General features: G+C 59.7%; 23 protein-coding genes and 3 pseudogenes. 8 read left to right on the top strand and 18 right to left on the bottom strand.

Features of this window, described 5'->3' with window-relative positions; genetic code table 11:
* Positions 1-146: 146 nt before the first annotated feature.
* Both AC0L15_RS25155 and AC0L15_RS25150 read left to right on the top strand, forming a co-directional pair.
* A complete protein-coding gene (locus AC0L15_RS25155) occupies positions 147-2,183 on the top strand; it encodes an oxidoreductase (protein ID WP_473497467.1) in 2,037 nt (678 codons plus the stop codon).
* A gap of 46 nt (positions 2,184-2,229) precedes the next feature.
* Positions 2,230-2,830: pseudogene (locus tag AC0L15_RS25150) on the top strand (dimethylsulfoniopropionate lyase).
* Between the two features lie 164 nt (positions 2,831-2,994).
* On the opposite strand, the gene AC0L15_RS25145 reads toward AC0L15_RS25150, so the two are convergent.
* Both AC0L15_RS25145 and AC0L15_RS25140 read right to left on the bottom strand, forming a co-directional pair.
* A complete protein-coding gene (locus tag AC0L15_RS25145; RefSeq protein WP_287250704.1) occupies positions 2,995-4,062 on the bottom strand; it encodes an FAD-binding oxidoreductase in 1,068 nt (355 codons plus the stop codon).
* Between the two features lie 4 nt (positions 4,063-4,066).
* Complete coding sequence (locus AC0L15_RS25140; RefSeq protein ID WP_287250702.1) at positions 4,067-5,305, bottom strand: aromatic ring-hydroxylating oxygenase subunit alpha; 1,239 nt, start codon at positions 5,303-5,305, stop codon at positions 4,067-4,069.
* Positions 5,306-5,461: 156 nt separating this feature from the next.
* Between AC0L15_RS25140 and AC0L15_RS25135 the strand changes: the two genes are divergently transcribed.
* Positions 5,462-6,340 carry a LysR substrate-binding domain-containing protein gene (locus AC0L15_RS25135; RefSeq protein ID WP_287250701.1) on the top strand — a complete coding sequence of 293 codons (879 nt, stop codon included), beginning with the start codon at positions 5,462-5,464 and terminating at the stop codon, positions 6,338-6,340.
* Between the two features lie 38 nt (positions 6,341-6,378).
* Here the strand turns inward: AC0L15_RS25135 and AC0L15_RS25130 are convergent, their stop codons facing one another.
* From AC0L15_RS25130 to AC0L15_RS25070, 13 genes and pseudogenes are all read right to left on the bottom strand, one after another.
* Entirely contained in the window at positions 6,379-6,726 is a 348-nt protein-coding gene (locus AC0L15_RS25130) for a 2OG-Fe(II) oxygenase family protein (RefSeq protein WP_287250710.1), read from the bottom strand.
* A gap of 15 nt (positions 6,727-6,741) precedes the next feature.
* Positions 6,742-6,972, bottom strand: coding sequence for an isopenicillin N synthase family oxygenase (locus AC0L15_RS25125; protein WP_287250700.1), 231 nt, complete (start codon positions 6,970-6,972; stop codon positions 6,742-6,744).
* A 22-nt stretch (positions 6,973-6,994) separates the two neighbouring features.
* A pseudogene (locus tag AC0L15_RS25120) lies at positions 6,995-7,147 on the bottom strand (hypothetical protein); the annotation flags it as partial.
* A 1-nt stretch (position 7,148) separates the two neighbouring features.
* On the bottom strand, positions 7,149-7,283 hold the full coding sequence (locus AC0L15_RS25115; protein WP_353813197.1) for a 2-oxoglutarate and iron-dependent oxygenase domain-containing protein: 135 nt from the start codon (positions 7,281-7,283) through the stop codon (positions 7,149-7,151).
* A gap of 642 nt (positions 7,284-7,925) precedes the next feature.
* A complete protein-coding gene (locus AC0L15_RS25110; RefSeq protein WP_473497464.1) occupies positions 7,926-8,924 on the bottom strand; it encodes a 4-hydroxyproline epimerase in 999 nt (332 codons plus the stop codon).
* An 18-nt stretch (positions 8,925-8,942) separates the two neighbouring features.
* Positions 8,943-9,803 carry an ABC transporter permease gene (locus AC0L15_RS25105; RefSeq protein ID WP_287055441.1) on the bottom strand — a complete coding sequence of 287 codons (861 nt, stop codon included), beginning with the start codon at positions 9,801-9,803 and terminating at the stop codon, positions 8,943-8,945.
* The gene (locus AC0L15_RS25100; protein WP_287250698.1) at positions 9,800-10,648 is read right to left on the bottom strand and encodes an ABC transporter permease; all 849 of its coding nucleotides are present in this window, start codon (positions 10,646-10,648) and stop codon (positions 9,800-9,802) included. The genes AC0L15_RS25105 and AC0L15_RS25100 overlap by 4 nt, the downstream gene beginning before the upstream one ends.
* A 15-nt stretch (positions 10,649-10,663) precedes the next feature.
* Positions 10,664-11,755 (bottom strand): quaternary amine ABC transporter ATP-binding protein, encoded by a 1,092-nt coding sequence (locus AC0L15_RS25095; protein ID WP_287250697.1) that lies wholly within the window; start codon positions 11,753-11,755, stop codon positions 10,664-10,666.
* Positions 11,756-11,845: 90 nt separating this feature from the next.
* Positions 11,846-12,697, bottom strand: a complete 852-nt coding sequence (locus AC0L15_RS25090) for a glycine betaine ABC transporter substrate-binding protein (protein WP_287250696.1) — start codon at positions 12,695-12,697, stop codon at positions 11,846-11,848.
* A gap of 81 nt (positions 12,698-12,778) precedes the next feature.
* Entirely contained in the window at positions 12,779-14,110 is a 1,332-nt protein-coding gene (locus tag AC0L15_RS25085; RefSeq protein ID WP_287250694.1) for an NAD(P)/FAD-dependent oxidoreductase, read from the bottom strand.
* Positions 14,107-15,624 carry an aldehyde dehydrogenase gene (locus tag AC0L15_RS25080; protein WP_287250693.1) on the bottom strand — a complete coding sequence of 506 codons (1,518 nt, stop codon included), beginning with the start codon at positions 15,622-15,624 and terminating at the stop codon, positions 14,107-14,109. Before AC0L15_RS25080 ends, AC0L15_RS25085 begins: the two co-directional genes overlap by 4 nt.
* On the bottom strand, positions 15,617-16,528 hold the full coding sequence (locus AC0L15_RS25075) for a dihydrodipicolinate synthase family protein (RefSeq protein ID WP_287250692.1): 912 nt from the start codon (positions 16,526-16,528) through the stop codon (positions 15,617-15,619). Before AC0L15_RS25075 ends, AC0L15_RS25080 begins: the two co-directional genes overlap by 8 nt.
* Positions 16,529-17,039: 511 nt before the next feature.
* Positions 17,040-17,726, bottom strand: a complete 687-nt coding sequence (locus AC0L15_RS25070; protein ID WP_287250691.1) for a GntR family transcriptional regulator — start codon at positions 17,724-17,726, stop codon at positions 17,040-17,042.
* Positions 17,727-17,930: 204 nt separating this feature from the next.
* Here AC0L15_RS25070 and AC0L15_RS25065 point away from each other — a divergent pair, with 204 nt between their 5' ends.
* From AC0L15_RS25065 to AC0L15_RS25055, 3 genes are all read left to right on the top strand, one after another.
* A complete protein-coding gene (locus AC0L15_RS25065) occupies positions 17,931-18,911 on the top strand; it encodes a GlxA family transcriptional regulator (protein ID WP_287250689.1) in 981 nt (326 codons plus the stop codon).
* A gap of 701 nt (positions 18,912-19,612) precedes the next feature.
* Entirely contained in the window at positions 19,613-20,092 is a 480-nt protein-coding gene (locus AC0L15_RS25060) for a DUF3828 domain-containing protein (protein ID WP_287250687.1), read from the top strand.
* Positions 20,093-20,096: 4 nt separating this feature from the next.
* Entirely contained in the window at positions 20,097-20,627 is a 531-nt protein-coding gene (locus tag AC0L15_RS25055) for a hypothetical protein (protein WP_287250685.1), read from the top strand.
* A gap of 104 nt (positions 20,628-20,731) precedes the next feature.
* On the opposite strand, the gene queF is transcribed toward AC0L15_RS25055, so the two are convergent.
* Positions 20,732-21,193: a preQ(1) synthase gene (queF, locus tag AC0L15_RS25050; protein ID WP_091600610.1), complete on the bottom strand. Its 462-nt coding sequence runs from the start codon at positions 21,191-21,193 to the stop codon at positions 20,732-20,734.
* 400 nt (positions 21,194-21,593) lie between these two features.
* Positions 21,594-22,001 carry a hypothetical protein gene (locus AC0L15_RS25045; protein ID WP_287250684.1) on the bottom strand — a complete coding sequence of 136 codons (408 nt, stop codon included), beginning with the start codon at positions 21,999-22,001 and terminating at the stop codon, positions 21,594-21,596.
* Positions 22,002-22,117: 116 nt separating this feature from the next.
* Between AC0L15_RS25045 and AC0L15_RS25040 the strand changes: the two genes are divergently transcribed.
* Positions 22,118-22,543 (top strand): MarR family winged helix-turn-helix transcriptional regulator, encoded by a 426-nt coding sequence (locus AC0L15_RS25040; RefSeq protein WP_473497459.1) that lies wholly within the window; start codon positions 22,118-22,120, stop codon positions 22,541-22,543.
* Between the two features lie 116 nt (positions 22,544-22,659).
* Here AC0L15_RS25040 and AC0L15_RS25035 read toward each other — a convergent pair whose 3' ends face one another.
* Entirely contained in the window at positions 22,660-24,732 is a 2,073-nt protein-coding gene (locus AC0L15_RS25035; RefSeq protein ID WP_353813196.1) for a putative bifunctional diguanylate cyclase/phosphodiesterase, read from the bottom strand.
* Between the two features lie 282 nt (positions 24,733-25,014).
* On the opposite strand from AC0L15_RS25035, the pseudogene AC0L15_RS25030 reads away from it, so the two are divergent.
* Positions 25,015-25,223, top strand: a pseudogene (locus AC0L15_RS25030) (glycine C-acetyltransferase); the annotation flags it as partial.

Here is a 25,223-nt window from a genome sequence, read left to right as displayed (position 1 = left end):
GCGATCAGCCTAACAAAATGTCAAAGTGAAAACCAGCAAAATGTACACCTATGTCGACTCTATCGACCTCTCCGAAGTGAAACTTGACATGCATGTACATTTTCGGATAGCGTTCGCACTTGCCATCTCAGCCCGGAGTCCGTCAGATGTCGAGCGATCCCCTTCTGCAGCCGTACAAACTCAAGCATTTGACCCTGCGCAATCGCATCATCGTGACCTCCCACGAGCCGGCTTATCCGGAGGACGGGATGCCGAAGGAGCGCTATCTTGCCTACACGGTTGAAAGGGCGAAGGGCGGTGTGGCGATGACGATGACAGCCGGGTCCGCTGCGGTCTCGAAGGACAGCCCCCCGGTTTTCAACAACCTGCTCGCCTACAAGGACGAGATCGTGCCGTGGATCAGGCAGATGACCGATGCGGTGCACGAAGAGGGCGCCGCCATCATGATCCAGCTGACCCATCTTGGACGGCGTACACGCTGGGACAAAGGTGACTGGCTTCCCGTTGTGGCGCCGTCCCATCATCGTGAAGCCTCACACCGCGCGTTTCCGAAGAAAATTGAAGACTGGGATATCGAACGCATCATCAAGGACTTTGCGGACGCCGCTGAGCGGATGAAGGCGGGCGGGATGGATGGCGTCGAGCTCGAGGCTTACGGCCACCTGCTCGAACAGTTCACGTCTCCTCTCACGAACGATCTTGACGGCCCGTATGGCGGTTCGCTCGATAATCGTATGCGCTTCTGCATGGACGTCTTGAAGGCGATCCGGTCACGGGTCGGCGAGGACTTCATCCTGGGCGTGCGATATACTGCGGATGAACGTCTCCCCGGTGGCACTGGCAAGTCCGAGGGCATGGAAATCTCCAAGCGTCTCAAGGAAAGCGGACTGATCGATTACCTCAACGTGATCCGCGGGCACATCGATACCGATGCGGGCCTGACGGACGTCATTCCAATTCAGGGAATGGCGAATGCGCCGCATCTTGATTTTGCCGGCGAGATTCGTGCGGCAACCAACTTCCCAACTTTCCACGCAGCGAAAATACCGGATGTGGCGACTGCCCGGCACGCGATTGCGTCGGGTAAGGTGGATATGATCGGCATGACGCGCGCGCACATGACCGACCCTCACATCGTGCGCAAGATCATCGAAAAGCGCGAAGACGAAATCAGGCCCTGCGTGGGCGCAAACTATTGCCTTGACCGTATCTATCAGGGCGGGGCGGCATACTGCATTCATAACGCCGCGACCGGCCGCGAACTGACCATGCCGCATATTGTCGCCAAGGCCGACAGCCGCAAGAAGATTGTCGTGGTCGGTGCAGGTCCGGCTGGCCTCGAGGCCGCCCGCGTGGCGGGTGAGCGGGGACACGAGGTCGTGGTCTTCGAGGCCGCCAGCGACCCTGGAGGGCAGATCCGGCTGACAGCGCTGAGCCCGCGCCGCAAGGAGATGATGAGCATCATCGATTGGCGCATGGCCCAGTGCGAAAAACATGGAGTGACCATCAGGTTCAATGCCTGGGCGGAAGCCGAAACCATCGAGGCGGAAAATCCGGACGTTGTCATCGTCGCAACGGGCGGGGTGGCGCACACCGACGTCCTTTCCAAGGGCAACGAGTTCGTGGTGTCGTCATGGGACATCATCTCCGGAGACGTAAAGCCGGGAACCAATGTCCTCATCTTCGACGACGCGGGTGACCATGCGGCACTCCAGGCCGCGGAATTCCTCGCCGGCGCCGGAGCGAAGGTTGAAATTATGACACCGGACCGTTCATTCTCACCCGAGGTCATGGCTATGAACCTCGTGCCCTACATGAGGTCTCTTCAAAAACTCGATGTGACCTTCACCGTTACCTATCGGCTCGAGTCAGTTGAAAAGAATGGCAATCAGCTCATTGCAAATGTCGGCAGTGACTACGGCGGCATATCCAAACAGCGCGTCGTGGATCAGGTTGTCGTCAATCACGGCACCATTCCGCTGGACGACATCTATTTCGAACTGAAACCGAAATCGACCAATCACGGAGAGATTTCGCAAGATGAGCTCATCGCCGGGCAGCCGCAGTCGGTGGTGCGGAATGCGCAGGGCCAATTCCAACTCTTTCGTATCGGCGACGCCGTTTCAGCTCGCAACACGCACGCCGCGATCTACGATGCACTGCGACTGGCGAAGGATATCTAACATCCGGCAACGGACCATAGCGTCCGCTCACAACAAGGGCTGAAAGATGAACAGAAGTGAGGCCCTGCAATATTTTGTAGACACAGCGTTCGTGGCTTTGACCAGTTCTCACACGACCTGCGATCGCGCAGATCGATCATCCAGCTCTTCGCCCAATCGGAGGTTCCCGGGCCTGAAAAGACCAGGGCCGGGAGCCGTTTGCCGGTCTGTTCCTATCTTGGCCCGGCGTTGGCGGATGAGGCGATCCCGTCTACGCTCCGCAACTTGATTGAGCGCTTCACGGCGATCGAGCCGCTGCTCGAATGGCGGCTGAAATCAAATCCCGCCCGCCTGCCAGCAGCAATTTCCGCGACGGTCACGCCAACGCGATGATCCTTAGCCCGGGCGGCCTCGAGGACAGAAACGATCTGTGGCTCGGAGTCACCTTGATGGCTCCTCACGGTCCGGTATCTCGACCACGATCATCCGCCGGAAGAAACCTACCTCGTGCTTTCGCATGGCGAGTTCAAGCAGGCTGACATGGATTGGTTTTCGCCCGCATCGGTGGATCATTCTACAATCCGCCAGGCATCAAACACGCAATGAGATCGCTGGATCGGCCGCTGTTCGCTTTCTGGGCGCTGTTGGTGGATCAGACGCATCACTGAACTTGCCCGAAATCCGGCTACCGGTCGAGGGAAGAGCCAAGACCGCCTTGCGGGTGAAGCGCGTGACTCATCAATAGCTTCATCATCGACGTCGGTTGGCCGCGGACCGTCAAGGCGCTGCCGATTTCGAAGAAGCGCCTTGATCAAAGATCGCGAAATGGTTGCTATATCTCGACTTTCACACGGCCAACCGGATTAGAACAGCAAGCAAGGATATAGCCGTCGGCAATCTCTTCGTCGGTGATGCCGCCATTGTGGACCATATGCACATCGCCTTCGGTTCTGCGAACCTTGCATGTCCCGCATATCCCCATACTGCAACCCGATCGGATCACCAGACCGGCAGCCCGTGCCGCAGTCAGGATCGTATCCGTCTCGACGCATTTCGCCGAGACGCCGGACAGGACAAATTCGATCTCGGCCTCGTTGTTCTCGGCGGGAACGAAGTCATCCGGGACCTTCTCGGCCTCAGGAAGCGGCGCGCGGAAGCTTTCCTGATGGTAATGCGCCATGTCGAAACCGAGACCGGCCAGCGCCTCGCGCACGGCTTGCATGAAGGGCTCGGGCCCGCAGCAGAACACCTCGCGATCAAGATAATCCTGCGCCATCAGTCCGAGCATCAGCTGGTTGAACATGCCTCTGTAGCCGGTCCACGGCCTGTATGGATCAGTCTGTTCAACCACCCATTTCAGGTCAATGCCGGTTACGCGCGATGCCATATGCTCCAGCCGTTCACGGAAGATGATCTCAGAAGGACGGCGCGCGCAGTGGACGAAGACGATGTCCGGATCAACCCCGGAATCATACAGATGGGTGGTCATGGACATCATCGGTGTGATGCCCGAGCCGGCTGATATGAAAAGAAACTTTTCGGCTGGCTGATGTGCCATCGAGAAGGTGCCTCCCGGACCAATTGCCCGCAGGCGCATGCCCGGACGGAGGCTGTCAAACATCCACTGCGTTCCGACAGAGTCGGCCTGCGCCTTTACGGTAATGGTCAGCGAGGTCGGCCGCGACGGAGATGAGGATATCGTGTAGGTCCGGTAGACCGGACCGCCGGGAGTGGGCAGTTCCAAAGTGAGGAACTGTCCCGGATCAAAATTGAACAGCGCTCCGGACGGCGACCGGAAACAAAAGGTCAGGACGTTCGGCGCCTCCGGAAGAAAGGAGGCACATTCGAGTTCTTCCGCGTCGGTCCAGAAAACCAGCCTGGGTTTTGCCACCACGTTCATTGCTTCACTCCGCGGCCAATCGCATCGAGGCCTGAGAGCGCCCAAGCCAGTTCGCATACCAATCGACGAATTGGGTCACACCGCTTTCCTGAACCGGCGAATATGGTCCGGGAACATAGGCAGGAGAGAAGATCCCTTGCTGGTTGGTCTCGACGATATCACGGTCTTCATCATTGGTAGAAATCCAGACCTCGGTCAGGCGCTTGAGGTCGTAGTCGAGCCCTTCGACGGCATCTTTGTTCACCAGCCAGGTGGTGGTGACCTCGGTTTCCGTGGCGCTGATTGGCGTGACCCGGAAGGTCAAGGAGTGATCCGGCAGGAAGTGGCTCCAGGTCGTTGGATAATGGAACATCAACAGCGAGCCTGCTTCGGGCAGCGCCACCTGGCCAAGATTCTTGCGAACGGCAGTCTTGCCGTCGAGCGTGTAGCTCACCGCCTTTTGCTGCAGCGGCATCCGCGCCAGGCGAAATTGGCCGCTGCCGCCAAGGCGGAACTGCGCCGGCGCGCCTGAGGCTTCGCAACGGTCAAAATGCGCCTGGAGGGTCGCCGAGACCGACCCGTCGGTAGACGCCCCGGCCACTTCCGGGTCGAGCGAGAAGGAGCGGCAGAGCGACGGGTGGTTGCTGCTGCAGTGGTAGCATTCGCGGTTGTTTTCCCACACCAGCTTCCAGTTGGCCTTCTCGATGATAGTCGACGTATGCGCAACCTTTGCATTGTTGAGGTCATGGACCTCTAGGTAGGGAAGGGCCAGGTCGGCAAACGGTTCGAAGTCTGGGGGCGTAGCGGACAGACAGACGTAGATCAGGCCGGCAAGATTGCGCAGATGGACCGGCTTCAGCCCGTGTTTGGATATGTCGAAGTCGGGCCCCATGTCATTTGCCCAGATGAGCTTGCCGTCAAGCTCATAGGTCCACTGGTGATAGGGGCAGACGAGTTTGGCCACTTGGCCTTCGCGCGCCTTGCAAATCATCGAGCCGCGATGGCGGCAGGAATTGTGGAAGGCGCGGATTTCACCATCGCGGGCGCGCACGATGACCACCTCATAGGCACCCACGCGTATCGTCACGTAGCTACCAGCTTTCGCAAGCTGGCACGCCGGAGCCGCGTAGAGCCATTCCTGGTAGAAGATGTGCTCGAGATCGAGCTGGTAAATCGTCGGCGACGTGTAAAAGGGCTGCTCAAGGGCATAGCCCGAGACGCGGCGCGCTAGCAACTCTTGGATCGAGGGCGAGGGGGCGTTCATGCGGAATTCCATAGATGGCGTGCACATTTGAGATGAAATTTTCTTGCCTGAACGCGTTTTGCGCAATAGCACTAATTTTCAGCACGATTTAGTTCAGCTAATCTGTTGCGCTCTGCGAGCCATCATGAGCCAAATAGCGGGTCCGAAGAGGCGTTGATGCCAAGACCGTACGATCTCTCCTCGGTGACGGCTCTCATCTGCTTCGAGGCGGCCGCCCGAAATGCGAGTTTCAAAAACGCCGCCCAGGAATTGAATGTGACGCCCGCGGCGATCAGCCACCAGATCAAGGCGCTTGAGGGTGACTTGGGATGCAACCTGTTCCTGCGCTTGAGCCGCGGCGTCGAATTGACTGAGAAAGGGGCGTTCTTGTTCGTTGCCGTGCAGCGCGGGCTTGAAACGATTTCCGACGCCGTCACTCACATGCGCGATCGCCCGGAAACCGCCGACGTGACCATCCGGACAACGACGGCCGTCAGCTCGCTATGGCTCACGCCGAAGATTTCAGCCTTCTGGAAGAGCCATCCCACCATCACTGTCTCGCAGATCGTCAGCGACGTGCCCGCAACAGCGATCCGCTGTGATCTAAGTATTCATTACGGAGATGCGCAGGAAAGTCCCGAGGAGTGTCACAAACTTTTTCAAGATCGCATTGTCGCGCTTGGAACTCCAAAATTCGCCGCCGAGCACGGCATTGGCCGAGTTGAGGATCTGCTCAAGGCACCTCTGATTCATACGAATAACGAGGAAACCGACTGGACGAACTGGCCGGACTGGTTTCAAGCGCTTGGACACACCATCCCAAATGGCCGCAGGTTTTCCGTGAACAACTACATGATTGCCCTCCAGGCCGCTCAGGATGATATCGGGGCGGTCTTGGGGTGGGATGGATTGGTCAAAAGCCTGATGGAACAGGGCCGGCTGGTCGCACTTGTACCCGACAATATTCCCTCACCCAGGGCGTTTTATCTGAAAATCCATCCCAGGGCAGGTTCGAAAGCCCGTCTTTTTGCCAGCTGGCTCGTCAAAAGCTCTTGAGCAGCTGCTCTCTTGCTCGCTGACTTCTTCGGGCGGCTTCACACGATTGCGCTCGCTATGCCTTGGCCAAGTGGGGCGTAACTTGCTGCGAAACGCCCGAATTTGTGCTCGCCACAAGTCACCGGCTTATAGCCACGCGGGTTGCCATCCGTGACGCAGGACGCCAGCGGTTCGATGATTGCATCGGAATCAGCATCGATAAAGAACGGGATCGAATAGCGCTCCCGCCCCGTGGTGCTGACCACGCGATGCATGTTCGCCAAATACACATCATTGGTGAGCCGCTGGATCAGATCGCCAATGTTGATGACGAAGGTGCCGTGGATGGGTGTGCCCTCTACCCAGTCTCCGTCGCGATTCATGACGCCGACGTCGTCCTGCGCCAGGATGATCAGATTGCCCTAGTCCGTGTGCGCACCGATACCGATGATGTTTTCCCCGACATAGCCACCCTGCGGAGGGCAGTGGAGAAGGCGCTGAATGCTGATCGGATTGCGCATCAGATTCTCGAAATGACTTTCCCGCAAGTCCAGACTGAGCGCGATGCCCTTCAACAGTGTTTTCGAGAGGATGACCATTTTCTGATGGTATGCGTATGTCAGCTCGGAAAACTCGGGCAGGGTTGAGGCCACTGGTTGGAGCCAAAAACGGACCTTACAGGGTCGAGCGCTCAGGGCCGATGTCAAAGCATTCTTTGAGGTCTTTCGTCTTGCCTGGATCGGTGTTTTCCCCGAATGGCTCGATGTATCCGCGCAGCGCTACATCCGATTTGCTTACGTGCAGTTCAATCTTCTGCGGCATGGGTAAATCAAAAAAACCGGCGACTCACATCGAACACCGAATCGACGAACTCCTGAGGAATGCCATGGTTCTTGACGTACATGAAACCAGTGTTCGACAGCGCCCAACGTATCTGCTTGGCCACTGCCCTTATTGCTGCCATCGAGAAGGGGCGCGATATCGACCACCGGACTCTTGTCGAAGCTTTCGCGCTTCGCACGCAGCTTGTCGTCCAGTCTGGCAACGAGATCTACGGACATTGGACACCTTGGTTTGACGGAGGGAGACGGGTCGACCTTGGCCCATTCGTTCTCATCTCCTCAACTGCAAAAATATTTCTGTCGGATTACTTTTAGTAATCTGCCGTCATATGCGTGGACGACACGGATGAGCCGGCGCTGATGGTTTCAGCCTCTTCAAATTGATCGCAGCGATATCAACGCGGAACACGTTGGGACTTGCAGGCTCGATCACAGGGAATGATGGAAGACCACTGCCTATGCAACGTTGGCGCCAGGGTCGCCGAGAACATCGAAGCGAGAGCGATCCGGGCGGAAGGGCTCTAGCTGTGTTAGCGTCTCTGCCAGTGTGCATGCGCCAATTATCGTTTACCGCTTCGATCGCCCTTCCGTAGTAACCTGGCAACACTGAAACGCGGCTAAGCGCGAATGTAAAGCGTCCTCAGAACCGCGTAGAGCCTTGGCGTACAACGGCGTGCAAATAGGCGGGTTTGGACCAGTGACAATGGTTGCGGAAGGCATTGAGACGCTCTGCTGCGGGGCGCGATGAAGAGGCGAGCATGTCGTTACCGGATCTGGAATCCGTGGGCCAACGGATCGCGATCGTCGACGAAAATCGTGTTGTGGCCGATAATCCGCGCCCAACCGCCGACACTGGGCTTGATGCCCTTGAAGGTGCCTATGTCGGCCTCCGCCTCGACGCGGCCCTCGAATACCGTGCCGATCAGGCTCTCCTGGCGGAAGCTATCGCCAACCTTCAGCCGGCCCTTGCCATGGAGTTGCGCCATGCGAGCCGAAGTTCCGGTACCGCCCGGCGAGCGGTCTATGGCCTTGTCGCCGTAGAACACCGCACCGCGACCGTCGGCATTGCTGCTTGAGGGCCTGTCGCACCAGATTACGTGGTGCACGCCGCGTATTTTCTCGTCTTCGGGATGGACTGGATCGCATACAGGCTCGAGCGCTTCGCGGAGCGCGCGGCTGAGGTACACGATGTCGCTTGCCCATATGCCGTCCAGCCCCTTCCATGACTCCTGCGGCTCGACGACGGCGTAGTAGTTGCCGCCATAGGCGATATCGACGATGAGCCGACCGAGACTAGGGACGTCGACGGCGACGTCCGCTGCATGCAGATAACTGGCGACGTTGAACATCCGGACGAAGTCTACAAACTCGCCGGGCTTCTCGTATTGGATATCGACCCGCCCGGCCGGAGTCTCGATTGAGAGTTTGCCCGGGACTCGGGGGGTTACAAGACCGTGTTCGATTGCCGCGGTCACGAGGCCGATCGTGCCGGCACCGCACATCGGCAGGCATCCGCTGACTTCGATGAAGATCACGGCGAAATCACAGTCCTGACGGTACGCAGGGTAGATAATCGCGCCTGACATGATGTCGTGTCCGCGCGGCTCGAACATCAGTGCCCGCCGGACCCAGTCATGATCGCGTACGAACAGGTCGCGTCTCTCGGCGATGGGGATATGAGGCAGCAAGGGGCCGCCTCCCGCGACCAGGCGGACGGGATTGCCGCAGGTGTGGGAATCGATGCAGAAGAAGCTACGGCGCACGGTACTTCCTTTAGCGGTTCAGGCGGCCTTCGCTGCGCCAGGCGCCTGGCGGCGCTGCAGCACGCCCCTTGAGACCCTGTCGAGGAGGATGGCGACGGCGACGATCGACAGTCCGGCCCGCAGGCCCAGGCCCATTTCCATCCGTGTCAATCCGCGCGTCACCTCGGCTCCGAGACCTCCAGCTCCGACGAGGCCCGCCAGGACGACCATAGCCAGTGACAGGAGGATGCACTGGTTAAGACCGACCAGGAGGGTGGGGGTGGCCGAAGGGATTTCGATCTTGAACAGAATCGACCGCGGCGAGGCGCCGGTGGCCTGGCCGAGTTCCAGGAGGTCCTTTGGCACCTGGTTGAAGGCCAGAGTTGTCAGGCGCAGCATCGGCGGTATGCCGTAGACGATCGTGGCGATGATCGCTGGAACGCGACCAAGGCTGAAGATCATGACGGCGGGGATGAGATAGACCCACGGCGGCACAGTCTGCATGATGTCCAGCACGGGTCGAATCGAGGCTTCGAACTTCCTGTAGCGTGATGCCAGGATGCCAAGCGGGAACGCGATCGACACCGAAATGATCACTGCCACCGTCACCAGCGCCAGCGTCTGCATCGAAGCGGTCCAAAAGCCCGCCAGCAGGCAGAACGTGAGCGCGATGGCTGTCACCACCGAGACCCGGACGCTGATGAAGAATGCGGTGAGAAGGACAGCTACGACGATCGTCGCATAGGGAGGCGGGTAGAGCAGGACAGTTTCGATGCCGCCCAGCACCGCCTCGATCAGCTTGGTCACCGCGTCGAAGAACGGATGGAAGTTCGTATTCAGCCAATCCACTACAGGGGCGAGGTAAGCCCCCGGCGAAAACTGGAACAGATCAGGGTTCATCTTGCACCTCCCTCGGCGCGCTGCGCCGCGCTCTGCGTGAGCCTGTCGAGCACCATGGTCAGGATGACGATCGCGATGGCGGCGTTGATCGACGTGGCGATGTCGAGCGTACGTACGGCTGTGTAGATTGTCTCTCCGAGACCTCCCGAACCGACGATGCCGGCGATGACGACCATGCCGAACGCCATCATCAGGCTCTGGTTTATCCCGGCCATCACGCTTGGGATGGCGAAAGGCAGCCTGATCTTGATGAACATCTGCCACGGTGTCAGGCCGCTACCCTGGCCGAGCTCGATGAATTCATGCGGCGTCATCCGGATGCCCAGGGACGTGAGCCGGATAGCGGGCGGCATCGCGACGATGAAAGTAGCGACGAGTGCGGTCGCAGGCCCGTAACCCAAGAGCGCAATCGCAGGAAGAAGGTAGATGTAGGGCGGCAGGGTCTGGATCAGGTCGAGCACTGGCTCGAGAAATCGGTCGAACGACTTGACGAAACCAGCCACGATCCCGGTGGGAACACCGACGAGAAGAGCGAGGATCGTGGCAGTGGCGACCAAGGCCAATGTGCTCATGGTTTCGCTCCAAAGCCCCATGATTGCGCAGAAGATTAGGGCAAGCCCCGCGAGGACTCCGGACAAAGCGTTGATCAATCGCCATCCAAGCAGCGCTGCGACGATCGCGATCACGTAAAACGGTGCGACCTGCAACAACCACAGGACGCTGTCGTAGGTCCCTTCAAGCACGGTCCTGAAAAATTCGAACAACCATTCACCGTTGTCGCTGATCCAACTGAGCGCGGCATCCGTCCAGGCATCGAAAGTGTCCGTAATGAATAGCGTGTCCATTTCGCTCCTCCCGAGTTATGCCGCAGCGAACTCTCCTGCGGGCGCCCCGGCAACACCGCGAAGCAAGCCACGGATAGTGACGACACCGACGACGGTTCCATTTTCGACGACCGCTACCGCGTCGCGATCGGACTGCATGGTGAGGTCGATGAGTTCGCCAATGTCAGCCTCCGGCGAAGTGCGAAGGAGCGCGTCCACATTGCAATGCGGCTGCGAGCTCTTGAACTCGGCTAGGGGTCGCATCACAGAGTGCGCCTTGACCAGGTGAATCCTGGATATGCCTGCCACGAAATCGGAGACGTAATCGTCGGCGGGATTGTTTACGATCTCCTCCGCCGTTCCGACCTGAACGATGATGCCGTCCTTCATGATGGCGATGCGATCGCCGATACGGATGGCTTCCTCAAGGTCGTGGGTAATGAAGACGGAGGACTTGCCGAGTGACTTCGTGAGGTTCCGGAATTCGTCTTGCAACTGGCGGCGGATCAGCGGGTCGAGGGCGCTGAACGGCTCGTCCATGAGGATGATTTCTGGGTCTGCCGCCAGCGCCCGGGCGAGACCAACGCGTTGCTGCATGCCGCCGGACAGTTCGGCGGGATACCGTGACATCCAGTCGCCAAGCCCGACCTTTTCGAGAGTTGCACGGGCGGTCCTGTTGCGTTCGTCTTTCGAGACGCCTTGCACCTCCAGACCGAAGGCTGCATTTTCGAGAACTGTCCGGTGAGGGAGAAGCGCCACGCTCTGAAACACCATGCCGATATTTCGGGCGCGCATCTGGCGGAGCTCCGCCGCATTCAACTTGGCGATCTCCTTTCCTTTCACCGTGATCTTGCCGAGGCTCGGTTCTATCAGACGATTAAGCAAGCGGATCAGCGTCGACTTGCCGCTCCCCGAGAGTCCCATGACGCAGAAGATCTCGCCGCGGCGGACCTGGAGGCTGGCGTCGGAGACGCCCACCACGCAGTCGAATTCCTGCAGCACCTGCGTCTTGGATAACCCACGTTGGGATATGGCTTTGACGGCGGCCTGAGCGCGACCACCGAAAATCTTCCACACGGACTGGCAGTCGACCAGCACTTCGCTGGCGTCATTCATCGCATTGTTCATTGCGTTCCCCATGGCCGGCTTGGCGTTGGCCTTCCTGTTTTCGAAGTTCCGGGACGGACCGCCGAGTCTGGCGGCCCGCCGTTTCGACAATTATTCGGCCTTGATGTTCTCCCAGCGCTTCAGGAGGTCGGCATGGCTCTCGGTCCAGTCCTTGATGGCCTCGTCCATGGTCTTGCCCTCGTTGACGGCAGAGTTGATCGCGGTGATGTCGGCGAGCGGGACGTAGACGCTGGCGAGCACTTCGCGGGCGTGCGGGTTCTCCGCGGAGAAGCCCTTCCGGCCAATCCAGTAGTAGCTCTGCGGCGGAGGGAAGACTGCCTTCGGGTCCTTGAGGAACTTGACGTCATACTTCTGCATCATCCATGAGGGCTCCCAGATCGTGACGGCGATCCATTCCTTGCGATCGACTGCCGACTTGAGCGCCGCGGTCATCGCTGCGGTGCTGCCCTCCACGAGTTGCAGTTTCAGATCGTATGCCTTCACCGAGTTTGCCGTATCGCGCATCAAACCCGATCCCGGCTCGATGCCGACGATCTTGCCGCCGAACTTGTCAGCGTTGTCGTTCAGCTGGTCCATGGAGTCGATCGTCACGTATTTCGGCACCGCCACGCCCTGGAAAAGGCCATGCGAAACCGGAGAGATCTTCTCGAGGCGGTTCTTGTTCTTGTCCCAGTAGTCCTGGGCGACGTAGTCGGTCTGCGAGGCGAGGATCTGGATGTCACCCTTGCTGAGCGCGGCGTAGGCGATGCCCCATTCGGAGAAAGGCACCACCTTCACGGTATAGCCGGAGTCTTCGAGAACCTTTTTGGTGATGCCGGTGATGGGGGTGAGGTCCTCCCAGGACATCGTGCCCACGGTAATGTTCTTCTCCTCCGCGTGAGCGGACAACATGGTCATACCGACCATCGCGGCAGCGCAGAGCGCCTTCCACAACGTCTTCATTTTACTCACTCCTTTTTTCGTTCCCATTCTCATTTGAAGACTTTTGCGGTCGGCTCAGTCTTCATATTGCGCGGCGAGGAGTCATCCCTCGCGGCCTGCACGCAATTCCTGCAATCGGATCACAATGTTGACGCCGAGCCATGCGAGCGGCTCGGGAGGGAGCTTCGCGGGCACCGGCTGATCCGAGAATTCGTCGAGCATGTGCGAGTGGGTACCGGTCGCCAGATCGGCGGCCATGACGCCGGCGAGCGTGCTTTTCACGGTCCCAAGACCGTTCTCGCAGCACGCGGAATAGAGGCCCTTGTCGACTTCGCCGAAGGCGGGCACATGGTTCCTGCTGAGGCAAAGCCGTCCGGCCCAGACGTGCTCGAACTGCACGTCCTTGAGATCCGGAAACCTGGCGTCCAGGGAAGTCCGCTGCTCGGCGGCGATTCCGGCCAGGCGCTTCTCGCCGACCTGGACGGTCCAGTCATAGGTGAACCGGGTCCGGATCACGACACGCGAGGACCCATCGCTGGTGATCTTCCTGACCGTCGCACCCATCGGATCGGCCGGAAGCAACGCCCACCTGTCCTTGCCCGTGGACCTCGAGGTGAATGGGGCAGTCATCGACGCATAGGTGAAGACGTGCATCAAGCGGCCGCGGAAATGGCCGAAATCCTCGATATGGCCATTGATGCCCAGGATGGCTTTCGGCGCCGTGACGCTTCCGTTGCGCGACTCGGCCTTCCACATTCCGCCCCGGCGCTCGAGCTTGAGCACCGGCGAGTGCTCGAATATGTCGGCCTTCGATGCCAGCCCAGCGGCAAACCCGCGGATATAGTCGGCTGGCTGGATCATCACCGTGCCTGGCGTGTAGAGACCTCCCAGATAGTAGGACGACCCGGTGATCTCCTGCATCTCGGCCGCATCCAGGAAGCGATGCTCCTCGCCGATGCCCTCGAGCGAGCGGCCGTAAGTCTCGTTGAGCTTCATGCCGCGCTCTGTTGCCGCGGCGTTGATCTTGCCTGCCGGATCGAAGGTGCGCACGGACATGCCGTATTCCGCCGCGGCATCGGCGGCGAAAGCGATGGCAAAGCGGTTCTCGGCGATCTCCGTTCTCGTCGCGGTCTCACCGGCGACCGAATATTCGCCGGATGACAGATTGTGCGGGACGTCGATCATGTAGCCGGAATTCCGGCCCGAGGTACCCTTGGCGATCTCTCCCGCCTCCAACACGACGATCTTGTCGCCAGGCCGCAGTTGCGCCAGCCGCCGCGCAGCGGAGAGGCCCGCAAAGCCAGCACCGACGATAAGCCAATCGGCCGACACGTCGCCGTCGAGCGTCCGGACGGGGAAGCTGCGTCTGCTGATCGCTTCCCAGCCCGAGGTTCCGGATTCCGCCGGAAGACGCTTGACGACGGTCTCGGTCACCGGATCGTCTCGTCGACGGAACGATCCGAGACGTCGATCCAGACCGTCTTCAATTCACAGTAGTTGTCATGCGCGAAGACCGACTTGTCGCGTCCTCCGAAACCGGATTCCTTGTAGCCGCCGAACGGCGTCGTCGCGTCGCCTTCGCCGAAGCAGTTGACTGTCACCACGCCTGCCCGGATTTCGCGCGAAAGCTTGATCGCCTTGCGCAGACTTCCGGTGTAGACGGATGCGGTCAGGCCATAGTTGGTGTCGTTGGCGAGAGCCACGGCTTCGGCAAGAGAATTGAACGTTGTCACCGAAAGGATCGGTCCGAAGATCTCTTCCTGGAACAGGCGGCTCGAGGGCTTGACGCCGTCGACCACGGTCGGCTCGATGTAGATGCCCTTGTGCGTTTTGCCGCCATGAGAGACGGAGAGCTTTTCGGCCTTCACGTCGTCGAGGAAGGACTTCACTTTCTCGAAATGGCTCTTACTGACGAGCGCGCCGATGCGGTTTGCCGGGTCGAGTGGATCGCCCGTCTTCCACTCGCGCATATAGGCGCCGATCCGCTGCAGCAACTCGTCCTTGACCTTGGCATGGACGATGAGCCGTGACGTCGCCGAGCAGTTCTCGCCCATGTTCCAGAACGCGCCGTTGACCACCTGTTCGGCGACGAGGTCGAGATCTTCGGCATCGTCGAGGACCACTGCCGGGTTCTTGCCGCCGCATTCGAGAACGACGCGCTTGAGGTTGGAGTCGGCCGCATAGTGCAGGAAACGGCGGCCCGTCGGCGTCGACCCGGTGAACGCCACCATGTCGACGTCCATGTGCATGCCGATCGGCTCGCCGACCTCCTTGCCGCCGCCGGTGACGACATTGAAGACGCCCGCCGGGATGCCCGACTCATGCGCCAGTTCGGCGACGCGAAGCGTGGTCAGCGTCGTTTCCTGGGCGGGCTTGACGATCACTGAGCATCCGGCGGCCAGCGCCGGGCCGATTTTCCAGGCCAGCATCAGCAGCGGAAAGTTCCAAGGCAGGACGCAGCCGACGACACCAACCGGTTCGCGCACGACCATGGTCAGCGCGTTCGAGCCCACGGGAGCGACGTTGTCATAGAGCTTGTCGATCAGCTCCGCATGCCAGCGGATGGTGTGGATCGTGTCCGGAATATCGACGGTCTGGCATTCGCGGACCGGCTTGCCGCTGTCGAGGCTTTCCATGACCGCGAGCTCGTGACGGTTTCGTTCCAGGAGCTTCGCGAATTCAAGGAGCACGGCCTTGCGCTCACCAGGCGACCGGAGATGCCAGCGGCCATCGTCGAAGGCTTGCCTGGCCTTGGCGACGGCGAAATCGACATCGCTGGCGTCGCACTCCGCCATCTCGGCAAGTGTGTCGCCAGTCGCTGGGTTGGTCGTCTTGAATGTCTTGCCGGAATTCGCCGGACGGAACGCCCCGTCAATGAAGGCATTGGTCGGAAATTGAATGTCGGCGGCGATCGCCTTGTATTCGGCGGCGGTCAAAGGTTCATGCATGGTTTGCTCCCGACGTGATCTGGGCGACCGTGCGCTTCAAGGTGGCGACGACAGTCTGGAGAGTTCGCTTTTCTTCCGAATTGAGTGAGCGCAGTGGCGCCCGCACCGGGCCGGCGCTCAATCCGATCAACTCACAGCCATGTTTGATCGACTGGACGAACTTTCCGCACTCGAGGAAATCCATGAGCGGCAGCATCGCCGTCATGATGGCGCGGCCCTTGTCGAAATTCCTTTCAAGCACGCAGGCCTCGTAGAGCGCGACATGCTCGCGCGGGAGAAAGTTGGAGCCGGCACAGACCCAGCTCCTGGCACCCCATGCGAAGAATTCGAGGGCCTGGTCGTCCCAGCCGCAAGAAAGCGCGATATGGGGGAACTTCCGAGCAAGCCGGTGGAGGTTGCCCATCTCGCCGGAGCTCTCCTTGATGGCCACGACGTTCCTGGACTTGCCAACGCGGGAGAAATAATCTTCTCCCATCATCACACCCATGCGGGCCGGATAGTTGTAGAGCATGATCGGAAGGTTCGCCGCGCGATCGACCGTGAGGGCGTGAACCGCATTCTCACGCTCCGTCGGCAAGGCGTATGGAGGTGACGATACGAGGATGGCGTCAGCGCCGATCTCCTTCGCCGCCTTGGCATATTCGACCGAATCCTCGGTCCTGGTGGCGCCCGTTCCGATGATCAAGGGGAGGCGGGTGCCGATCACCTGTTTGGCAAAGGCGCCGAGATCGAAGCGCTCCTGAGCGCTCTGGGCATAGTATTCACCGGTCGATCCGCCGACGATGATGCCGTGCACCTTGGCTTCAATGAGTGATTCGATAACGTCCGCGAAAGCGGCGTTGTCGATATGACCAGCCGGGTCGAGCGGCGTGACCGCCGGCGTGTAGATGCCTTCGAATTTCAAGACAATTTCTCCATCGATGGAGTGGCCGTTTCGACCCACGCGTACTTTGGGCGCAAGAGCACCGTCTGCGAATTCTCACGCGAGAATTCTCAGTGCCCGGACCCGTCGATCGCATTCAATGGCCGGGAAAATCGCATATGGTTGCGACTGTGTCAACCGATTGTATTATCTAAGTACACATTTTTTATATTTTAGTAACACAATACCTGTTCGCAAGGGCGACGAGCGGACCGGTTGGGTTCGGCTGACTATGACCGCGACTATCTCATTGCCGGCATACTGCCCAAGCGCGAGAGTAGAGGCGGGCCCGCCGTCGAGGGCGGCGAGCTCACAGAACCAGTAGCGGCGAGAGAGGGAGCATTCCTCTCGCACGCGGCGCATTTCGAGCCCGTCCTGGACGGACCACTTAGGTCATTTCAGCAAAAGGGGTGTGATCCTAGCCCAGAGGGTTGGGCGCTAATGCTGAAAGTTAAGGTCCCAGACTTTCGCCGCGTCGCTTACGCCGTTGCGGTTAAGAATCGCCAACGAGTGCATCCGCCTTCAATCCTTGGGGCGCGATAAACATCTCCATGTTTTCGCGCGACAGTTCCCAGTGCTCGAACACGAGATCGACAACGGCGTCCTCCTCGTGAGCGCCGATAGCAGAGATGAAGCCGTCGTGATGCTCGACTGCTTTCTGGAGCCGCTTGCGCATGTCGGCGTTGCGCGGGCGGAAGAAGGTGTGACCGATACGGGCGTGGTCTATCAGCAGTCTGCCGAGGCTTGGCTGAAGGTAGGCATTGCCGGACATCTCGCCGATGATCTCGTGAAATCTGTTGTTCTCGAGGACCATGGAAAGTGCATCGCTGGACACGCTTGCTTTGCGGAAGCGCTCCTGTGTGTCCTTCAGATCCGAAAGCTGTGAGGGCTTGAAATTCTGGACGGCCAATCGGCCGATGGCAGCGTAAATCATCGGCGCTACCAGGAAAAAATGTCGAAGTGTCGAATGGTTCATCGGGACAACCCGAGCTCCCCTGTTCGCGCGAATCTCGATGTATCCTTCGCCCTCCAATCTGCGGAAAATTTCCCTGACAGGGGTCCGCGAGAGGCCGTAGCGCTCGCTTAGCGCCACCTCATCCAGATCCTCGTCAGGATCAAGTTCCATCGTCAGGATTCGACGCTTCAGATCATCGTAGAGACTGCCCTTGCTGCCCTTCATTGCGCACCTTCGGAATGGTTCTGATAGTCAATGACATCTATTACGGCAGGAAGAATCGCATGCGGTGGTCAGTGAGTCAACGGATTGTATTTTCATGGTACACAATATATAAGCCGTCATCGATGGCTCACACGCCAAGAGGGAGACAGCCGAATCCGTCCCACTGCGATCGAGCAAGGTCCAACGACAGCTCAGGAAAAAGTAATGCCCAAGAGGTTTGCGTTTCTCCTGGTTCGTGACTTTACCCTGTCGCCGCTCTCGCTCTTCATCGACACGCTGCGCTTGGCGGGCGATGAGGGCGACCGGAGCCGTAAGGTCGAATTCGACTGGCAGATCGTTGGCGAACGCGGCCTGCCGATCAGGGCGAGTTGCGGCGTCGAATTGCTTCCGACGAAGGAGATCGGCAATCCGGAGGACTTTGACAACGTCGTCGTGGTCGGCGGCCTGCTCGACACCAACCGTGGCCTCAGTTCAGAGAAAGAGGCATTCCTCTTGCGGGCCGCCGAGAAGCGAGTGCCTCTTACCGCGCTTTGCACGGGAAGTTTCGTGCTTGCCCGTTACGGCTTGCTAGATGGCTATAGCGCCGCCGTCAGCTGGTTCCATGTCAAGGATTTTCGGGCTGAGTTCCCCGACGTGAACGCCCATGCCGATAGTCTCTTTTCCGTCGACCGTGGCCGCTCGACTTGCGCCGGAGGCACAGGCGCGGCTGACCTTGCCGGCTTTTTTGTGTCGCAATTCATCGGTCAGAAAGCGGCGGAAAAAGCCGCCAAGATCCTTGTCCTTGATCGCATTCGAAACATAAGAGACGTGCAACCTGTCGGGGATCTGTTTCCCCAAGCGTCGAGCCGTGCGGTGAAGCGAGCCCTGCTGTTGATGGAAAGCAATCTCCAGGAGAAAGTCTCGATCACCGAGATCTCAGGTCGGTTGAACTGTTCCAGACGCCAGCTGGAGCGTCTTTTCGGGACTGAATTGGGCGTCAGCCCGATGGCGGCGTATCTCGCGCTGCGTGTGCATTATGCGAAGTCCCTGCTGGAGGACAGCGATTTGCAGATAGGAGAAATCGCGTACCGATGCGGGTTCGAAAATGCTGGGCATTTCAGCCGTGTATTCCGTCAGCACACCGGTATGACGCCTACTCACCTTAGGCATCCAACCCGCTCAGCCCCCAATCCCGCCAAAGAATGATTTATCACCCTGCCGGTGACGGCCATGACGATAGCTTTGCGTTGGCGATTGAGCCTTCTCGCCTTCGGCGATGAAACTGGACGCGCCTTGGTATCCATCATACACGGAGAACGTGCGTTGTCTCTTCCATTTCTGCGCGAGGCAGTGGGCTGGACAGCCTGCGTACGGTCAAGCTACTGAACGCGACCGACTGATGCCCCCCGTCTCCGGGCTGGAGCGGTGACGGTACTTTTCGAGACGGCTGCTTGGGCATCCTCGGTCGGCGCAGGGTGCAAAAATCGTCCGATTGGTCCCGATAGTTGCTAGTGGCATCTTATGGTTGATAGATAGCGAACGCGGCGTTTCCCGGTCCAACGTCGGACAGGAATTACGCGAATGCCAGCCGACCGAGGGCCCGTTTGCAGGGACTTGTCGAGCTTGCGCAGCGGGGCAGTAGGATCATCAATGGCTGCGCAAAAATCATAGTTCAGACTTCCGCGCTTCTACCACATGAACAAGAAGGTGAAGAATTACGCTGTCTTCCAGATTTTCGAGATGGATCTCCAGAACGTCTGGCTGGACGCCTGAGTTAACGCCCAAGGGTGCCTGAGTTAACGCCCCCTTGGATTTCATATGGCGGATTTCATGGGCCGCAAAAAAGCCGGGATGCAGGATTCGTGGTATTGAACGGGTTCCACCACGGAAAGCCTGGAGATTATCGGATGAGACTCACTGTGCTTGCCGCCGCTCTCTCGATCGCAGCGCCCGCGGCCGCCTTGGCCGGGCCGGCCTCCAATGCGGTGAAGTTCTTCTACATGCCCGAGGTCAAGTTCGAGGCCGACGCGAAATACCGCGACCGTTTCTCCGAGCCGGTGACAAAGCTGTTCGACCTCAACGACCAGGCGCAGAAAAACAAGCCGGACGAGATGCCTTGCATCGACTTCGCCCCCGGTCTCGACGCGCAGGACTTTGACGAGAAGACAGTCGCCAAGACGTTGAAGCTGTCCGAAGCAGTGGATGGCGACAGCGCCAACGTGACAGTGACCTTCAACCTTTTCCCGGAAGGCGATGAATCCAAACGCGAAATGGTCTGGTCGCTGAAGAAGGTCGACGGCCAGTGGAAGGTAGCCGACATCACCTCGAAGACCAGCGGCTGGACGCTGAGTGCGCTCGAATGCCTGGCTGGCCAGACTCCGGAGTGATGCCATGGCCCGCGCCCTGGCCCTGGCGACTGTGTGCCTGCTGGCCGCGGCTTTGAGCAGCACCGCTGGCCAGGGTCTATTCGGCGCGCCGCCCGCAAATGCGCCGGCCGCGTCCAAGCCGACTGATGGGGCACCGGCCGCCCCGTTGCAGCCGGGCTCTCCAACAGCGGTGGTGAAGCCGTTCTACGAGCATGTCGGGCTCGAGCTCGATCCGGCTCAGCGCAGCCATTTCGTCGATCCCGCGAAGTCGGTGCTCGACAAAAGCGATGCGCTGCGGAAATCGGGGCAGGGCGAATGCCTCGATCCCAACATGGCGCTCGACAATGCGGCGTACGACAGGGCCGAGATCGACAACAGCCTGAAGACCGTTGAAACGGTCAAAGGCGATGAGGCCAAGGTCATCGTCGCCTTTGTCGTTGCCGGCACTCCGCACCGGCTGGAATGGAAGTTCAAAAAGGTCGACGGCGACTGGAAGATATCGGACCTTCTGTCGGGGACCGGCGAATGGGCGCTCAGCCAATATCAGTGTGAGTGAGAACGGACCGATTAAGGATGGGACATACAGCGTCGATCGCCTGATGGCGATCGAAAACCAGAGTTGGCGATCCTACTGTCCCGCCGGACATCTCGCAGCAGAATTCAGCCGCGTCCGCGATAGGGCGCAACACCGGTGTCGGGCAGCCATGCGCCTTCCGGCGGCGCGCCGGTCTGCCAGAATACGTCGATCGGAATGCCGCCGCGCGGATACCAATAGCCGCCAATCCGCAACCACAATGGTTTGGTCGCGGCGATGATGCGGCGGCCGATCATGACGGTGCACTCTTCATGGAAGGCGCCATGGTTGCGAAACGAGGTCATGAACAGCTTCAGCGACTTCGATTCCACCAGCAGCATGTCGGGTGCATAGTCGATGACGATGTGGGCGAAGTCCGGCTGGCCGGTGACCGGGCAGAGCGAAGTGAATTCCGGGCAGGTGAAGCGAACGATGGCTGGCGGCCCGTCGCCGCGCGAAAACGGCACGGTCTCCAGGACTGCTGCTTCAGGGTTCTGTGGCGCCTCGACGTTGGAGCCGAGCTGGGTAAGGTTTTTCGTATCGGTCATCGGCGGGTTCCTTACTGCATGTCGCCCAAAAGCCTGCCCACGGGCCCGACCCGAGGGTGCGCGGATTTTGGGTACGACATGCGCAAAAACAAAAATTTGCCGCTCATTAGCACAATTTGAAACAGGAAGACGATGACCACCAGCGATCCGCTTCTCCAGCCCTATCAGCTCAAACATTTGACGCTGAAGAACCGGGTCATGTCGACCAGCCACGAGCCGGCCTATTTCCGAGGACGGTATGGATCTGAAGATCACTTCGGATTTGATTTGGTGGCGCGCATCCGAACCTCCGTACGGAGAGCCACCAGGCACGTCGGTCCGATCTGCGCGCTGCGCACGCCGCCGGCTTGCCGCCAGACATCGTACGATCTCTTGAACCGTGATTTGCGGCAGGCCCCACTCAGAACATCCTGGCGGTGGCCATACAGAGCACGGTGATGACCAGCAGCCCACCAGCGATGCGTTCGCCCCTTGTCATTCTCGCGCGCAACTGCGTTTCCGTCGCCGCGTCAGTGCCGGCGAGTCGCCTGCTGGCAGAGCCGACCAGCGCTCCCTGAACACCGGCGGCAATCAGGGCCGTCGCGATACCCAGGGCCAGAACCATTTCCATCGAACCGAAAGAGCCGCTGTGGAAGAAATACCAGAGCAGGGCGCCGGTCAGGAAAACCATGCCGGCCGCGTTCATTTGCGGCCGGAAAAACCGTTCGATCCGAATCTCCGGATCGCGGGCGACAGCGATGGTCGTTCCAGCCCAGAACACACCGGCCAATACGTGAAGGCCGAGGACGAAGATGTAGACATACTGCATGACAGCATTCCTCCTTTCCTATCGCCAGCCATAAGGTTAGATATCAAATGATTAGATGTCAGTTTAAAGTCAAGGGCCCAGTTCCATCGGCCTTTCCCTTACTCTAGTGTCGGATCATGACGCTTTTTGACCGCCCGCCAGTCGGGATGAATCTCGCCCGCACCGCAAAGCTTGTCGCACAGGCCTTCGACGCCACGTTGGTCGAGGCGGGCGGCACGCTGCCGGTCTGGGTCACCCTGTTGTCGATCAAGTCGCGCGAGCTGGCCAACCAACGTGAACTCGCCGGCATGATCGGAATCCAAGGCGCGACGTTGACCCATCATCTGAACGCGATGGAGACGCAAGGTTTGCTGACCCGGCGCCGCGATCCGGAAAACCGCCGCGTCCATCAGGTCGCACTGACCGAAGCGGGAGAGGCGCTGTTCCTGAAATTGCGCACGGCAGCCCTTGCCTTCGACAAGCGGCTGCGGACCGGGTTGTCGGACGACAGGCTGGCGGAGTTCGCAGAAGTCTTGGCGACGCTGCGGGCGAATGTTGAGTGATCCCAACTGCCGAACGCATTGTTTCAGCGAGCCCAAGATGTAGCGGCAGCCGGCTACAGACCGGCCTTAACCCCATCAGGCCGCCATTTCCGAAGCGGCGTGTCAAGGTTGGCGCCTTACGCCAGCCTTCCCTGTAGCACCGTCAGCCTGGCTCTCTTCGGCGCCCGCGCGACCAGCCATTCGCGTACCTGGTCCTGCGGCATCGGGAAGGCGATCGAGTAGCCCTGCACCTGGTCGCAGCCGATTGCCATCAGCGAATCGAGCTCAGCCTCGGTTTCGGCGCCCTCGGCGACGATCGAGATGCCAAGGCCGCGGGCGAGTTCGGTGATGGCACGCACGATCTTGGTGTTGTCGCCGTTCTCATTGATGTTCTGAACGAAGCGGCGATCGATCTTCAGCCTGTCGATCTCGTTCGGGTTGACGTGGCTGAGCGACGCGTAGCCGGTGCCGAAATCATCGAGTTCAAGATGGACGCCGGCGGCGCGGATGTGCCGCAGCTTTGCCGCGATGCCGGTCTTCTCGTCGTCGAGAATGACGGATTCGACGATCTCGAGCGACAGTTGTTGTGGCGGCAGCCCAGCCTTTTCCAGCGCACCGAAGAGGAACGCGTCGAAATCGGCCTCACGCAATTCGGAGCCGGAGACGTTGACGGCGAGCCGTCCGAAGGCAATGCCGGCACGGTTCCACTCCGCCGCCTCGCCGATTGCCTTGGCGATGACGATGCGGCCGATCGCAGGCATGAGTCCGCATTTCTCGGCGATGGGAATGAACTCGCCTGGTGCGATCATGCCGCGCTCGGCATGTCTCCAGCGAACCAGCGCCTCGATGCCGCCGATCGTGCCGTTCGACAACGAAACCTGTGGCTGGAAATAGACCTGGAACGTCTTCTCCGCGATGGCGATCCTGATGTCATGCTCGAGCCGCTTGCGGTAGTCGAGTTCATGCCGCAACGCCTCGGAGAAGAATGAGACACTGCCGCCGCCCTGCTTCTTGGCGGCGTGGAGCGCAAGGTCGGCATGGACGAGCAGATCTTGCGCATTGTCGGCGTCGACCGGATAGACGGCGACGCCGGCGCTGGCGCCCGGAAGGATGGTCGCGCCCCGATAGACGATCGGTTCGTTGATCTGCGACAGGACGCGCCCGGCGACCGTGTTGATGTCCTCGGTGCCGCCGGCACCGTTGAGGATCATCACGAATTCGTCGCTGCCGAGACGCACGCAGAGGTCCGACGCCCGGCAGGAATCACGCATGCGCTGCGCCGTCACCACCAGCACATAGTCGCCGGCGGCGTGGCCAAGCGTGTCGTTGATCTGCTTGAATCGGTCGAGGTCGAGGTGGACCGCCGCAAGCCGCTCCCGCCGGCGCTGCGCGCCCTTGATCAGCGTATCGAAATGGTCGGTCAGGAAGGTGCGGTTGTGCAGGCCGGTAAGGCCGTCATGCACGGCGATGAAGGCCATGGAATTGCGGGTATCGATCAGTTCACGCGTCTTGCGCAGGATGGTGTTCGACATCGGCCTGAAGATGAAAAGTGCCACCAGCACGATGACGCCGAGGGTGGAGTAGAACAGCGTTCGATGGAGAGCGAGAAGGCTCTCCGATCGCGCGTCGGCTTGGGCGCTGATGCGCTGGCCGAGTGCCGCATAGCCCGACAGGGCCGCATTGGCGACGGAAGCGTCGAGGTTGACGCGTTCGCCGCCACCCTTGTAGCCGCCATTGTCGGCCATGCCGAGTTGCGATTCAAACGCCGAAACCAGGCGTTCGCCGTTGGCGATAAGCCCGACCGAGAAGTAATCGAGATGAAACGGCTTGGCGAAAAGGACGTTCTCGACTGATTTTGGATCGAGCCTTGCCGGTGACGCCGGGTCGGCGACCACACGCTCGAGCAGAAGGTCGTAGTTCCTCTCGAAGTCGGCCGTGGCCTGTTTGAATGCGGTGACCAGAGCCGGTTGTTGGTTGGGCGTAGCTGCTCCTGCCGCGTTGGCAAGGAAGACAATGCGTTGCGACAGCACCTTTTGCATGCCGACAATATCGAGCAGCGTGTCCTCGTGCCGATGGCCAGCCATCATCTGCTGGAGAAGGATGAAGGAGGCCATCACCATGGCTGCAATGATCAGCAGCGCCAGCCAATAGCCTGCCTTGATCAGCAATATGAGCTTGCCCGAAATGGTTTGCATCGGTTGCTGCGACATTTTCTGGGGCGGTCCCTCTCGCCGACAGATTGTTGGGGTATGAGAACCATCGGCTTGAAAGGTTAACAGCTCCGGAAGTCGACACAGCAGCCGCGGTGGAAAGCTCGCGAAATGGTTATCGCGTTCTTTCTTGCCGCGGCTGCATTTGAACATCTGCTATTTGGCGGCATTCCGGGGCGGCATTCTGGCCACTGACTGTCGGGTCACCGAAGCCGTCGCTTTTGCGGTGGATTTTTCGCCCGCGCGGGGCGACAGTCCATTCAATCTCAACAGGGCCAAATCATGAGCGCGGCATTCCACTCCCATATCGACAGCGAGCTTCAAGGGCTGAAATCGGCCGGCCTCTACAAATCCGAGCGGGTGATCACCTCGACGCAATCGGCTAAGATCGAGGTGGGCGGCGAGAGGGTGCTGAATTTCTGCGCCAACAATTATCTTGGCCTCGCAGATAGCGCCGACTTGCGCGATGCGGCCAAGCAGGCACTCGACCG

The sequence above is a fragment of the Mesorhizobium sp. WSM4846 genome, from assembly GCF_055811415.1.
The sequence above is the reverse complement of the archived record's forward strand: the minus strand, read 5'-3'. Positions and strand labels throughout refer to the sequence as shown.